The sequence below is a fragment of the Psychrobacillus sp. NEAU-3TGS genome (assembly GCF_029955155.1).
Classification (GTDB): Bacteria; Bacillota; Bacilli; order Bacillales_A; family Planococcaceae; genus Psychrobacillus.
In genome coordinates, this window is sequence record NZ_JAPNOZ010000010.1 from 195,713 (window position 1) to 209,983 (window position 14,271).

General features: G+C 37.7%; 14 protein-coding genes and 1 riboswitch. Of the genes, 9 read left to right on the forward strand and 5 right to left on the reverse strand.

Annotated features, from left to right (window positions below):
• Window positions 1-45 precede the first annotated feature (45 nt).
• Entirely contained in the window at window positions 46-645 is a 600-nt protein-coding gene (locus OR571_RS09475) for a TetR/AcrR family transcriptional regulator (protein WP_282242563.1), read from the forward strand.
• Between the two features lie 51 nt (window positions 646-696).
• Here OR571_RS09475 and OR571_RS09480 read toward each other — a convergent pair whose 3' ends face one another.
• The 4 genes from OR571_RS09480 to OR571_RS09495 form a co-directional block, all read right to left on the reverse strand.
• Window positions 697-1,887, reverse strand: a complete 1,191-nt coding sequence (locus OR571_RS09480; RefSeq protein ID WP_282242564.1) for a quaternary amine ABC transporter ATP-binding protein — start codon at window positions 1,885-1,887, stop codon at window positions 697-699.
• The gene (locus OR571_RS09485; protein ID WP_282242565.1) at window positions 1,884-2,744 is read right to left on the reverse strand and encodes an ABC transporter permease; all 861 of its coding nucleotides are present in this window, start codon (window positions 2,742-2,744) and stop codon (window positions 1,884-1,886) included. Before OR571_RS09485 ends, OR571_RS09480 begins: the two co-directional genes overlap by 4 nt.
• A gap of 75 nt (window positions 2,745-2,819) precedes the next feature.
• Entirely contained in the window at window positions 2,820-3,815 is a 996-nt protein-coding gene (locus tag OR571_RS09490; RefSeq protein WP_282242566.1) for an ABC transporter substrate-binding protein, read from the reverse strand.
• A gap of 941 nt (window positions 3,816-4,756) precedes the next feature.
• Window positions 4,757-5,752 carry a 2-hydroxyacid dehydrogenase gene (locus OR571_RS09495; RefSeq protein ID WP_481900377.1) on the reverse strand — a complete coding sequence of 332 codons (996 nt, stop codon included), beginning with the start codon at window positions 5,750-5,752 and terminating at the stop codon, window positions 4,757-4,759.
• An 86-nt stretch (window positions 5,753-5,838) separates the two neighbouring features.
• A riboswitch (TPP riboswitch) is annotated at window positions 5,839-5,944 on the forward strand.
• 80 nt (window positions 5,945-6,024) lie between these two features.
• Here OR571_RS09495 and OR571_RS09500 point away from each other — a divergent pair.
• From OR571_RS09500 to OR571_RS09525, 6 genes are all read left to right on the forward strand, one after another.
• Window positions 6,025-6,606: a YkoF family thiamine/hydroxymethylpyrimidine-binding protein gene (locus tag OR571_RS09500; RefSeq protein WP_282242568.1), complete on the forward strand. Its 582-nt coding sequence runs from the start codon at window positions 6,025-6,027 to the stop codon at window positions 6,604-6,606.
• 4 nt (window positions 6,607-6,610) lie between these two features.
• Window positions 6,611-7,189 carry an ECF transporter S component gene (locus OR571_RS09505; RefSeq protein WP_282243138.1) on the forward strand — a complete coding sequence of 193 codons (579 nt, stop codon included), beginning with the start codon at window positions 6,611-6,613 and terminating at the stop codon, window positions 7,187-7,189.
• A 19-nt stretch (window positions 7,190-7,208) separates the two neighbouring features.
• A complete protein-coding gene (locus OR571_RS09510; RefSeq protein ID WP_282242569.1) occupies window positions 7,209-8,552 on the forward strand; it encodes an ABC transporter ATP-binding protein in 1,344 nt (447 codons plus the stop codon).
• Window positions 8,533-9,288 carry an energy-coupling factor transporter transmembrane component T family protein gene (locus OR571_RS09515; RefSeq protein WP_282242570.1) on the forward strand — a complete coding sequence of 252 codons (756 nt, stop codon included), beginning with the start codon at window positions 8,533-8,535 and terminating at the stop codon, window positions 9,286-9,288. Before OR571_RS09510 ends, OR571_RS09515 begins: the two co-directional genes overlap by 20 nt.
• A 34-nt stretch (window positions 9,289-9,322) precedes the next feature.
• A complete protein-coding gene (locus OR571_RS09520) occupies window positions 9,323-9,823 on the forward strand; it encodes a DUF1697 domain-containing protein (protein ID WP_282242571.1) in 501 nt (166 codons plus the stop codon).
• A gap of 257 nt (window positions 9,824-10,080) precedes the next feature.
• A complete protein-coding gene (locus tag OR571_RS09525; RefSeq protein WP_282242572.1) occupies window positions 10,081-10,449 on the forward strand; it encodes a VOC family protein in 369 nt (122 codons plus the stop codon).
• 35 nt (window positions 10,450-10,484) lie between these two features.
• Here the strand turns inward: OR571_RS09525 and OR571_RS09530 are convergent, their stop codons facing one another.
• Entirely contained in the window at window positions 10,485-11,669 is a 1,185-nt protein-coding gene (locus tag OR571_RS09530; RefSeq protein WP_348775043.1) for a DUF418 domain-containing protein, read from the reverse strand.
• Window positions 11,670-11,783: 114 nt separating this feature from the next.
• Between OR571_RS09530 and OR571_RS09535 the strand changes: the two genes are divergently transcribed.
• Together OR571_RS09535 and OR571_RS09540 are read left to right on the forward strand one after the other, a co-directional pair.
• Window positions 11,784-12,488 (forward strand): response regulator transcription factor, encoded by a 705-nt coding sequence (locus OR571_RS09535; RefSeq protein ID WP_282242574.1) that lies wholly within the window; start codon window positions 11,784-11,786, stop codon window positions 12,486-12,488.
• Window positions 12,489-14,183, forward strand: coding sequence for a sensor histidine kinase (locus tag OR571_RS09540; protein WP_282242575.1), 1,695 nt, complete (start codon window positions 12,489-12,491; stop codon window positions 14,181-14,183).
• The last annotated feature ends 88 nt before the right edge of the window (window positions 14,184-14,271 follow it).

The window sequence follows — 14,271 nt, forward strand, 5'->3', positions numbered from 1 at the left end:
CAAAGAGAGCAATTATTGTACTCTAATATACAGTGGAGGTCTTAAATGTCTACTAAATCTATTTACCAGGATAGAAGAATTAGAAAATCGAAAGCTGCTTTGAAAGAATCTCTTATTGCTATAATGAAACAAAAAGATTTTAAAGAAATATCTATTACTGATATTGTACAAACTGCCGATTTAAATCGCGGTACATTTTACAAGCATTATCAGTATAAAGAAGAGCTTTTAGAGGAAGCGATCGACGATGTAATTAAGGATTTAATCGATTCTTATCGTGAACCTTATCAAGAGGTAGAAGTTTTAATCGTAAGCAAATTATCTTCTTCTACGATTAAAATATTTGATCATGTCGAAAAGTACTCTAACTTTTATTCATTGCTAGTTAAATCTAATGTATTATTTGAATTACAAAAGAGAATTTGCGATGAATTAAAAAAACTTGTACTACAAGATATCACTAATCAGCCATTGCAACATAATATAAATGCAAATCTTATTGCTAGTTATCAGGCAAATGCAATCTGGGGTATGATAAGTGAATGGATTCAAAGTGAATTTATATACTCTGCTGCTTATATGGCGGAGCAATTATTAGCTATCCTTCATTTAAATTCTGCCAAGAACACATACAGAGAAACATAGAAAAAACTCCCGAATCGGAAGCTCTTAGGAGCATACATTCGGGAGTTTCTTTTATTCTTCTATATTATCACTTATCAAACTTGCTAATACATGCACTCTTAAAATGATTCCTTTTATCGTTAAGTCTTCGTCTGTAACGACTATTGGATATTTGGAATCGAGTACATATGGAATAATATCCTGTACATAATCATCCGGTCGAACAGTTTTTACTTCTGTAGACATTACTTCTTGTAACGTCTTTTTCTGTTTAATCCCATCAATCGCTTGGTCAATGGTAACAATTCCTTGTATTTGGCGCTTGCGATCTGTTACAAAGGCGCTTGATATTCCGTTCTCACGCATTACCTGAGTCGCCACATTCAACCCGTCTTTTAAGGACACTAGCCCATAAGGTTTTGTCATAATATGCTCTGCTTGCAGAATTTTAGAGCGATCAATATCTCGGATGAATTCAGATATATAGTTACTTGCAGGTTTATCTAAGATTTCTTCCGGTGTTCCGATTTGTTCTACTTTCCCATTTTTCATCACTGCTACACGATCTCCGATTTTAAATGCTTCGTTAACATCATGCGTGATAAAAATGATTGTTTTTTGCAATCGATTTTGTATATCGAGTAGCTCAAGCTGCATTTCTCTTCGGATGAGTGGATCGAGCGCACTGAAAGGTTCATCCATAAGTAGAATATCTGGGTCATTTGCTAACGCCCTTGCAATACCTACTCGTTGGCGCATACCACCCGAAAGCTCATCTGGATATTTGTTTTCATATCCTTTTAGTCCAACTGTTTCTAAATGTTTCTGGGCTATTGCTTGACGCTCTTCCTTGGACATGCCGCGCACTTCAAGCCCATATTCGATATTTTCGAGAACAGTCCGATGACTAAAGAGACCAAAGTGCTGGAACACCATTGCTATTTTTTTCTGACGATAGTATTTAAGCTGGTTTTTATTGTAATCTACAACATTTTCCCCATCGACGTAAATGGCGCCTGATGTCGGTCGATTTAAAAGATTTAAGCAACGGATCAAAGTGGATTTTCCACTTCCGGAAAGGCCCATAATTACGAATGTTTCGCCTTCCATAATTTCCATAGAAGCATTGTAAACGCCAACCGTATGTCCCGTTTTTGCGAGAATTTCTTCTTTTGGCATACCGTTTTCAACCATGGAGATTGCCTTTTTAGGTCGTGGTCCAAAGATCTTTGATACATTTTCTAATTTTAACTTTACTGTCATGCTGCATCCCTCCTATGTTTCTGAAGGCGCCTTGCAATTCCTCCGGTAATTCGGTCAATAATAATCGCTAAGAAAACGATACTTATACCTGCTTCAAAACCAAGAGAAATATCAATACGATTAATTGCATATAGTACTCTTTCACCGAGTCCCTGTGCCCCAACCATTGATCCGACAACAGCCATAGCCAGCGCCATCATGGTTGTTTGGTTTATACCAGCCATAATTGTCGGTAATGCTTGTGGTAATTGTACTTTCATAAGCATTTGGCTAGTGGATGAACCAAAAGATTGTGCAGATTCAACTACTTCTTCATCTACATTTCGAATTCCTAGTTCCGTTAATCGGATTACGGGAGGTAATGCGTAGATAATCGTCGCAATAACTGCGGGTACATTCCCTAATGGGAAGAAGAATATAACAGGAATTAAATAAACAAAACTTGGCATCGTCTGCATCGCATCAAGTATCGGTCGCATTATAGTCGACATTACTTTACTAAACGCCATCCCAACACCTAATGGAATACCGATTACAAGAGATAGTACGACGGAGATTAATACGATTGAAATAGTGGTCATCGTTTCTGGCCACAAATCAAAAGTACCGATCAAGAAAATAAAAAATGAAAAAAGAATACCACCATACAAGTTAGTAAAATACCAGCCTAATAAAAAGATAATAACAATAAATAACCACCAAGGAATAGCTAGAAGACCAGCCTCTAGCCCCTTGATCAATGAAGAAGAAATAACAAAAATGAAATCAAAGAACGCATCAAAATGGGATGCTAAAAAATCGATGAATTTTTCTACGCCATCTCCAATTGGTATTCGAACATCAGGAAATTCTGTCATAAATAGCGAACTGTATCAAAGGAACAGTCGCATTCACCTCACTTTTCTTGGATAAACTAATTCGATCATGAACCTTTATTTCAAAGCTGCTTTCACTTTTTCCGCAACTTCCTCAGACACCCAAGTTGTCCAAACATCTTCATGTTCTTTCATCCACCATTGTGCGGCTTCATCAGGATCTGCTCCATTTTCATTCATATAATCTAGTGCTTCTTCTGTTAATGCGTTACTTGTTGAATATTTACTTAAAAAGTCAACCACATCTTTTGCTTGCGTTGGTAAGTCTTTATGTACTGCGATTACTACATCGTTCGGAGGAAATTCAGTTCCTTTTGACTCTTCCCAAGTTGCTTCGTCATATGGATTATCTTCAAGTAAAGTTAAATCATAGCTAGCTGTAACCCATGTTGGTGACCAATAATAACCTACCCACGGAGCTCCCTTTTTGTATGCTCCGGCTAAATCTGCAACGATTGCAGAATCAGATCCTGGTGCTAAATAGTTATACTGCTTGTCAAGGCCATATGTTTCAAGTTTCGTCTCCAAGTGTTCACTAACTACCCAACTAGATGGTGCTCCGACAATACGCCCTTTGCTACTATCTTCGGGATCTTGGAAAATCTCTGGATACTTCTCTAAGTCTTGAACCGTTTTTAAATCTGGTGCGATTGGCTCAATGCCTCTTTCTGCATCTCCTTCTATCACGTAAGTTGGAACATATAATCCTTGCGAGTTATCATTAAAGTTTGTAGCTACTTTAACAATATTGCCGCTATCAATTGCTTTCTCATAGATTTCTTTAATGTTATCGGTCCAGACTTCCATATTGACATTAACGTCCCCCTGTTCAAGGGCTTGCATCGTAGCAGCAGTTGTTCCGCTTGTCACTTCCGTGTCATAGTCGTAGCCTTCCTCCACGATAAACTGTGCTATGCTATTATGTACACGAACACTATCCCATCCTGCATCCGCAAATTTAATCGTTTTAATACTGTCTGTACTTGCTTCTTCACTACACGCAGCCAACAATAAAACGGTGCAAAGTGAAATGAACAACATCAATTTCCTCATAAGTTTCTACCCCTATTCTCTCTTTTTAAATTAGACGCATAGTCCTATCCTCCTCTTAATACCCGCCAACAATAAGTTTAAACATACAATACTTTTAAATTATTAAACTTCCAAAATTCCCATATTTTTGGAGCATCTAATTTATAACTGTTTATGTTACTAGACTTGAAGTTTCATTGCAAATCGAATAGCCTGAAAAGTCTACTTTTTATTTATTATTATGAATATTTAGAATCAAATTTATAGTTAAATAGATCATGCTTAGTGGAATTTTTTATGAAATTCAAACCTTTCAATATAGGTCTTAAGATGCTTTCGGTAAAAAATAATAATAATGCTCTTTTGAAGCGGAAATGCACAAACAAATAGCTTTGCCCTAATAGATCAAACAGGAATGATGAATGGCATGAGGCACATAATAGGGGAACTGCGCGTTAGTGCGTGAAAGAATGAGACCACTCGAATTTAGCACGGCGTCGCTTCGCTTTCCTCTGGCGTGCTTGGTGATGTTTCGTCGCGAGCGACTGCAGGGTCTCGTGCTCCCGCATTAAATCCATCCAATTAAGTAGTGCAGAATAAATATATCCAATAAGTGGATAAGGGCGACCAAACAGCTGTCGAAAGCAACTAGTTCTAGTCTGAGAGCAACCAAACGACTGTTGAGAGCAACAAGTTGCAGTCTTACAGCAACCAAATTTCCCCTGAGAGCAACCAATTTTTCATCATACAAGTTTACTTGGGATGAGACAATAATAATGGCCCCTCATTGGAATTACTTTACAAAAAGCATCAACTTGCTTGCCTTTGTCGCGTTCATAGGCTAGTTTGTCGTGTTGACAGTATGTTATGTCGCATTACACCATTTATTGGTATTTAATAAGCGGAAAAATAAAATAGGCGACTTGGAATCGATTACTTTTCGATTCCAAATTGCCTATTCATCAAACTACCCGATTTTCCGTTTCTTTTCCTTCCAATACTGCCTCAATAGCTTCCGCATTCATCTGCATCATAGCCATTCGCGTGTGAATACTGGCACTACCGATATGAGGTAGCACGGTTACATTCGGTAAAGTGAGGAGTGAATGATCCATTGGCACTGGTTCTACCTCAAATACATCAAGTCCAGCCGCCCATATCTTATTCGTTGTTAAAGCGTCATATAGTGCTTGTTCATCAATAATTCCACCACGTGCAACGTTAATAATTGCTGCAGTTTCTTTCATTAATCCTAACTCTCGTTCCCCAATTAATCCTTTCGTTTCAGGTGTTAATGGGGTTAGTAGAACAATAAAATCCGATTCTTGTAGAAGTGTGTCCAGTTCTTCATATGAAAAACCAAATTCTTCCTCCGCCTCAATTTTGCGAGTTCGATTATGGTATAAAACTTTCATGTCAAAACCTTTTGCACGTCTTGCTACTGCTTCACCTATGCGTCCCATACCGATAATTCCTATTGTTGCACCAAACACATCCATACCTGTGAGACCCATCGGTGTCCATGATTTCCATTTACCGTCACGAAGATCACGTTCTGCTTCTGTTACCCGTCTTGCTGTCGCTAAAAGTAAAGCAAACGTAAGATCAGCTGTTGTTTCTGTTAATACTCCCGGTGTATTTGTGACGACGATACCCCGCTCTTTTGCAGCTTCCACATCTATATTATTGTGGCCAACCGCTAAGTTACTAATTACTTTCAAGTGTGGCAGGCTTTCTATTAGTTCTCTATCAACTTTATCTGAAAGCACGGTCCATAGTGCATGAGCGTCTTTTGCTTCCGTTTTTAACTCCTCATAGGTCATTGGAATTTCTTCGCTATGCCACATTTTCACGTCAAACTTTTCTTTTAATGGATCGACTATTTCATTTGGTAATTTTCTAGTTATAAATATTTTTTGCAAAGCACTAACCTCCAAACGCTCTAATAATTTTAGCATGGACGAGTTGGTGAAATTTTTCAACTATATTTACTTTACTATTTTCATAAGGTATACTGGGGGCACATAAAAAAACTACATACCGTTTTTCGCACTAGGGGTGCCCATTATGGCTGAGATGTGAGCAATTGCTCCGATCCCTTATAACTCGATCAGGATAATACCTGCGTGAGGAAGTGCGGTGACTTTCCGAATTTTTTATAATGGATAAGTGGCTGCATCTTCACGGATGTGGTCTTTTTTTATGAAAATTTTTCGGGAGGTTTTTTATAATGCAATGCGGTTTAAGCCCTATCGTCGGATTTCGTTTTTCGTTACATCCGATGACCAATGATTTTATTTCGGTGATTAAAGGAGCACTTCAAGAAACGGATACATCGAACGTATGGATGCATACAGATGATGTATCGACGGTCATTCGCGGGAAACAAGTACATGTATTTAACGTCGCAAAAGCACTAACGCTACATGCTGCTAAAACAGGAGTACATGTTGCGTTATCAGGGACTTTTTCTGCTGGTTGTCCTGGAGATACTGCAGGGGACGTCTTTTTAGATAAAGGCGATGAGGTGGCGAATGTGGATTCAACGAAGCAATATGTCTCTTCTCAATTTGCTTTATATCCGATGAATAATTCGAATTATATGGATGTCATTTACCGAGAGGTGGAACGTGCTAAAGAGCGCGGGGTATTCAATGAATCGATGCATTACGCAAGCGGTATTCACGGAGATATTCATGACGTCTTTGCTTTTTATGAGGAGACATTTACACATGCTCGTTCGGAAGAGCATAAACATTTAGTTATGACGGTTTCGATGAGTATTAATAGTCCTTCGCATGGAGGTCAATGATATGTTGAAATCTTGGAAGTTAAAAGAGATTGTATTGATGTCTTTATTTGCAGTCGTGTTTGGGATTGTGTATTTATTGTTCTTGCACGTCGGCAATATTTGGGCAGGATTTATCGGTCCAATCGCGTATGAATGGATTTTTGGTATTTGGTTTATCGTGTCCATTATTTGTATGTATATTATTCGTAAACCTGGTGCCGCTGTCGTTTCCGAAACTATTGCTGCTGCGATTGAGGTTTTGCTAGGTAATGCAGTGGGACCAAGACTAATTCTTTCAGGAATTGTTCAAGGGTTAGGGGCGGAAGCTGTTTTTGCAGCGACCCGCTATAAACGATTTGATCTGTGGGTACTAATGCTTGCAGGGGTTGGTTCTTCCATTTTTAGTTTTGTGTATGGTTACTTTTTAGGTGGATTTTCGGTGTATAGCACTGGTTATGTTGCTTTAATGCTCGGCATTCGCATATTAAGCGGTGCAATGATTGCAGGTATAGGTGGAAAAGCAGTGGCGGACGGACTATTAGCAACAGGTTCTCTTCGTGGGTATGCTATTTCACGCTCGAAAAAGGGTGAGGCTCGTGCATGAGGTTATCCATTTTGACAAAGTGAGTTTTCGTTATCCAGATGAGGAAAAGTGGATACTGGAAGAGCTTTCGTTTACCATTCAGCGCGGGGAACGAGTAGTGATAACTGGTCCAAGTGGTTGCGGCAAAACGACATTACTATATTTGTGCAATCGATTATATCCTGATAATTGCGATGGTATTTTGTTAGGTTCTGTAAAACTTTTTGGGAAAAACAGCTCTTCTTTTATTCCCGGGGAAATAAATCATCGCATTGCAACCGTTTTTCAAGACCCTGATTCTCAATTTTGTATGCAAACAGTCGAGGAAGAGCTTGCATTCACATTGGAAAACTTACATGTAAAGCGGGATGAAATGGAGAATAGGATTCGTGATGTATTGGCACTAACTGATTTAACGGAGTTTCGATATGCAGTTATCCAAAAGCTTTCCGGTGGTCAAAAACAGCGAATTGCTACTGCATGTGCACTTATCATGAAACCGGAAGTTTTGTTATTAGATGAACCGCTTTCTCATTTAGATCCATTCACGGCAAAAAAATATGTAGAGTGGTTAGACGAGTTACAACAAAAATGCGCTATGACGATTGTTGCCATTGAGCATCGACTCGATTTATGGGGAGATTTTTTTGAAAGAAGTATTTCATTGAACAAAAATGAAATGGCTCCTATTTTGATAAAGAGGAAAAGCAGTAAACAGAAAAACGATTCCCTAGTTGTTAATAAACTGCAAGCTAATACCTATTTGCAAGAAACTAGTTTCACATTAAAACGTGGAGAAGTAGCTGTGCTTGCAGGACCAAATGGTAGCGGAAAATCGACTTTGTTGAAAGCGTTATGTGAGCTTATTCCTTCTAGCGGGTCTGTAGAATCTAAGCTATTAGGCTATGTTCCCCAGTCACCTGAGTTTTTATTTCTCACAAAAAATGTGCGAGATGAAGTTGGCTTTGGTGGTGGGGATAATACGGAGGAATTGCTTGCTAGATTGCAGCTACTTCCTATTGCGGACTCTCATCCTTTTGCGGTGAGTCATGGGCAAAAGCGTCGTGTGGCGATTGCTGCAATGCTTTCAGACGGGCGAGAAGTTATTCTAATGGATGAACCGACTTCTGGGCAGGATGCGAAAGCCTTATCGGAGTTATTTCAATTAATTGATGAGCGAGCCCGAGAAGGTACGACATTTTTAATTGTTACACATGATATGGAATTTGCTTACTGTTTGGCGGACTCGATTTTATTGATGAATGATGGACGTTTGACCGGGCAGTTTAACGCCGACATAGTGTGGAGTGATGATCACTTGTTGATGGACCATAATCTGCTCTCTCCAAAAGAGGTGATTCTTCGTGAAAAATGCTTTGCATAGAATGAATCCTTCCGTGAAGTTTTTAGCGATTACTATTTGTATGTTCACTATGGCATTCTTTTTCGATCCTTGGACACCGCTAGTATTTTGGGCAGGTGTACTTGTGCTACAATTCTTCTTTAGTGAAATTAACTGGAAGAGATGGCTGTTGTTCATGCTTCCATTTTTTGTGACGTCTTTCGGTTATTTTTGGACTACACTTGTTTTTGCGGAAGACAGTTCAGGATCTGTTGTATGGTCTATTTGGAATTTGCAAATTACTGAAACACAGTTAAACCATGCATTGTCTCTCAGCTTTCGAGTATTGGCGTTTTCTAGTTTATCTTTATTATTCGCTTTGACAACCAATCCTGTGACGTTCATTTTAAGCTTGATGCAACAATTAAGACTTTCTCCTAAAATTGCGTATGGTGTAATGGTTGGTTATCAGTTTTTGCCTGTCCTGAAAGATGAATTCGTACAAATTGGTCAAGCTCACCGATTAAGAGGTGCGGGAGGGGAGAAAAATACGTTACAGCGACTGCTTGGAGTTCGAAGAATTTTAATACCTATGCTTGCGGGCGCTGTCAGAAAAGCAGAAAGAGCGGCATTTGCAATGGAAGCTAGAGGTTTTACTGGCGAACGAAGAAGCAGTTATTTTCGAGTGATTTCGATGGGGAAATTGGACATAGCGTTAGTTAGTTTATTTTTATTTTTGTTAGTTTTAAGCTGTACGCATATATGGTGGCTTGGTTAATATAGAAGTAGATATTAGCTAAGGGGTGATAAGCGTGTCATTTGTTGCTTTACTTCGCGGCATTAATTTGGGTGCCAAAAACAAAGTGGAGATGAAATCATTGAAGGCGTTGTTTGAAGATTTGGGCTATGAAAATGTGCGAACGTATATACAAACGGGAAATGTGATTTTTGATAATGCCGTTTATGATATTCTGCATCTAGAGCACACGCTTCGCGATACGTACGGCTTTGACATTCCAGTTACTGTTCGTTCAAAAGCAGAGCTAGAAGAGCTACAACAGCATCCGATTTTTTTGAAAGACCAAGTCTATGTTATGTTTTTAGAAAAAGAAATTTCAGATGAACAACAGACATTGCTCGATAGTTTAGTAGACGATGATTTTGTTGTATGGAATCGTCGAAATGTCATCATTAATCTTTCGAATAACTATCATCAGACGAAATTTACGAATGCTTTTTTTGAAAGAAAGCTTGGTATGGCGTCTACCGCTCGGAATCGAAATACGGTGAATAAAATAGTGATGAAAATGTAGATTGTTTCCACCTTTTTTGGGGTGGAAACTTTTTTTGGTTGCTCTGGGCGTTATAGTGGTTGCTTTGGTCTTGATTTGGTTGCTCTTTCTTCTAAATTGATTGTTTTCATAGATTTTTAGTCGCCATTCACCATTTAATGGAAAAGAAAGCTCTCTGTGTATTGATTTTACTTATGTGAATCGATAATTATAATAGATTTTCCAAATGACCCTCTTTAGGTTAAGCTTAAACTAGAACAAAACAAGGGGGATTTATCATGTCATTTATTTTTAAATCAATCGATCATGTTCAACTCGCAGCTCCTAAAGGTTCAGAAACAATCGCTAGAAACTTTTTTAATGGCATATTAGGATTTCAAGAGATTGAAAAGCCTGAGACCTTAAGAAAAAAAGGTGGTGTTTGGTTTGCATTTGCAAATTATCAAATTCACATCGGTATCGAAGAGCCTTTTGCTCCAGCCAAAAAAGCACATCCAACTTTTCACGTTGAAAATTTGGAGTCGCTGAAAAAACATTTAACAGAAAATGAAGTTAGTTACATTGTAGACACTGAATTACCAGGGGCAAACCGGATTTATATTCATGACCCGTTTGGAAATCGCATGGAACTTTTAGAGTGGATTTAATAAGCATATTCCATAGATCCCTACTCCTTCTATTTCTAACTAGAAGGAGTATTTTCAAGTTTTACTTTCTTTCTTATTCTTACTGAACCATTCAAGGAAAAATTTGTTCCAATCCTCAACAATAATTCGAGCGGCCCTCTTCTAAACTTCTTTAAATACAAGAAACTACATACGCTTTGTATAACAAATATGCCCAGTCCAAGTATAATGCTATTTAACATACCTAGTTTTCCAAACAAGCCCAAACCATACCCGTAAAAGACAGATGTACATATGACACTTTGCATAATATAGTTCGTTAGCGAAAGCTTTCCTACACTTTCAAAGGCGAGAAAAACCTTGGAATTAGAGAATGCTACAAATAGAAGGGCAAACAGAGATATGTATCCAACAGATAGAAGCTGGGCACCAACATTTAATAACATTGCAGACCAAGCATTTTCTTGTAGTAAGACACCAGCACTTTTCAACGCAAGACCTATCGGTAAGAGTACTACACCTACTTTATACCATTTTTGTTCCGTTCGTGGTCTAGTAAACAAGTTTGCCTTTGCTGCCGCCATTCCAAAAAGAAATAGTGGAGCCGTTACAAATGGAGCTAAAATGATCACGAAAATCATAAGAAATTCCTCCTCAAATAGAGGTGGCATTTCATTATTTCGATGATAAGAAATCTCTGAATAAGTGCCGTTTGCGTAAATATCATTTGTTTTAGTTATATAAGTGGAAAGTTTTTCTGCTTGTTCCTTCGTTTCTTCCAACACCCCATAGTTCATGGCACTCGTTAAAAGGAATAAAATAGCTCCCCATATGATCAGCGTTTTTACCTTTCTGTTTATGAAAAAAAATAAAAAGAAACCCATTAGTCCATAGAAAAATAAAATGTCGCCTTCCCAAATATACGTGCTATGCAATATACCAAGTACAATAAGTAGCAGGAACCGTCTAACTAAATGCCATCTTTCCCTAACTTCTTTTTTCCTTAAAGATTCCACTAGTTTGATCAGTGAATATCCAAACAAGAATGTAAAAATCGGCATGAAACTGCCTTCTACTACTATTTTTATAAATTTGTATGCTTCTGTGTCTAGATACGACAAAGAGAAGTAAGATATTTCATCTTTTCCCCACATTCCATATTGAAATATAAGCATATTCGCTAGTAGTATCCCGAACAGACTAAGACCTCTTAAGCCGTCTATTAATCTCACTCTTTCCATTTTCAATAAAAACCTCCTAGAATTTCATATCGCTCATTTGTTAGTATAAAATAGGAAGCTTATACCAGAATGAAACATACCTTAAATAAATCTTAAATTTTGGAGTGGATATTGGTGTTAGATACGAAAATTTTAGTCGTGGATGATGAACAAGCTATCGGAGACATGGTAGACATTATTTTAAGAAAAGAAGGTTTTAACCAGATAGATGTATGCTCTAGTTATCAAGCTGCCGAATCACTTATAGCAGAAAATCGATATGATCTTTTTATTTTCGATATTATGCTACCTGATGGTACTGGCCTTGATTTGGCTAAAAATGTACGCATCAAATCAGATGCTCCCATTTTTTTCTTAACTGCAAAGGCTAACGATGCCGACAAACTTCGTGGATTTATGTATGGGGCAGATGATTATATTACAAAACCTTTTAACCCAATGGAACTTGCTGCTCGTGTGAAAGTGCAGATGAGACGATATAAATCATCTTCTCCTTCTTCTATCTCAAGGCAAGTATTTGACTTCGGTCGTTTCCAATTCGATATCTCTGCGGCCGAACTAACAGTTGCCGGGAATACAACGATTTTGACAGGAAAACTCTTTCACTTACTTCAGCTTTTTTGTGAACATCCAGGCCAAATCTTATCCAAAGAACAAATTTATGCTCAAGTTTGGGGTGAAGAGCATTTTATAGACGATAATACAATCATGGTTCATATTCGAAAGCTTCGTGAAAAGATAGAAGTGCAACCCGGGAATCCTAAACTTTTGTTAACTATCCGTGGTATAGGATATAAATTGATAAGTGAGGAGCTTTAAATGGGCTTATCTACAAAAATGACCACTCGTTTTTTAGCCTATTTTTTTGTCTTTTATGCTGTATTGCTTATTGTGTCGATTGGGCTCATTGCCTATTTTATTTATGACGTAATGGAGAACAATAGCTATACAGATATTCGTGAATTAGATGCATTTGAGCTTGAGTCCGATTTTAGAAAGAATCCGAATGGAGCTTATCATTTATCTCAAGATTTAATAGATTCAGCACGAGAAAACAATGGCCTTGTTCAATTGGTCAATAAACACGGGATAGTCCTTGCTAGTTCAGAAAATAACAGTGATTGTTGTCAAAACTACTCTATAGCTGAGTTTGTAAACATGACAAAAACGAAAGAGGCATTTGTGTGGGATCAGGGTAGTGGCTTGTTTATTGTGTTTATTGAAAAACATCCTGCAACTCAGTTACTCGCTCTAATAGTTCAAGAAAATAGTGAAATTTTGTCGGATGACATAAAAAAGAAGCTAGCCGAAGCCGACGCTATTTTTGAAATTTATTCGCCAGAGGGAATGAGAGAACAAGTTGTTTTTGGGCCAACAAAACAAGCACTTAGTGGAATCGAAATACTAGCTAGTTCCCATAATTACGCTGAAAGAAAAGAAGTCGTTGCTTCTAGGGTATTAGATAATGGAACGGTTGCTGTTGTCAGAGTCAATAATGCAAACTATAACCCTTTTGAGCCTGCTTTTATAGATGGAATGAAGAAATTTGGAATAGGTCTTCTTTTATTTCATCTCATTCTTTTTTTCTTCACTATATTATTTTCTTTTTGGATTGGGACACGCTTTGGCCGTCCTGTTTTGTACTTCCTTAAACGTATTGAAAAGTTAGCGAAGCAAGAATTTGAACCTTTAGATGATCGAAAATTAAGGAATCATAAAACAGGTCGTCTTAAGCGTAAATACCGTGTATATGAAAATATTGATCAGTCTCTTTCCGAATTGGCCAATACGTTAGAAGCAAACGAGCGAAAAATTAAACAGACAGAAAAGTTACGGGAGGACTGGATTACTGGTTTATCCCATGACTTAAAGACACCGCTCAGCTCGATTTTCGGTTATTCTACTATGATTGCTTCGGATGAATATGAGTGGTCAGATACAGAAATAAAAGGTTTTGCAAAAACAATGCAAGAAAAATCAACCTACATGAATGCACTAATAGAAGATTTAACTTACACTTATCAATTAAAAAACAATGCGATTACGCTAAATAAAGTAAATGTGAACCTTCTAGAGTTCATAGAGGCATATGTAAAAAATGTTGTTTGGAAGGATTTACAAAAACCGCAAGGAAGTATTAGCGCAAAAGTTTCTATTGATCCTAAACTATTTGCACGAGTGCTTGATAATCTAGTTGGTAATGCAGTTAAACATACACCTGAAGGAACAAAAGTACTACTAGAAGTTGAGCAAAAAGAAGATACCGTTCGATTAACTATTCAAGACGAAGGTCAAGGAATTCCAAAAGAGGAGCTGGAAAACCTGTTTAATCGCTACTATCGTGGGACTAATACAACTACGGAAACTTCGGGTACCGGGCTTGGACTTGCAATAGCAAAACAACTTGTAGAAGCACATGATGGAAATATATTTGTAGAGTCTGATCGAAATGGAACGAAAGTGACGATTACTTTACCATCCAATACCCAAAAGCATATTAAAAAGCTATGTTAAGGGATATTAGATTAATATGATGGAATTATCTTATTTAAACATCGACAAAACAGCCACTCTTTGGTTGTTTTGTCTTTTTTATTAAATG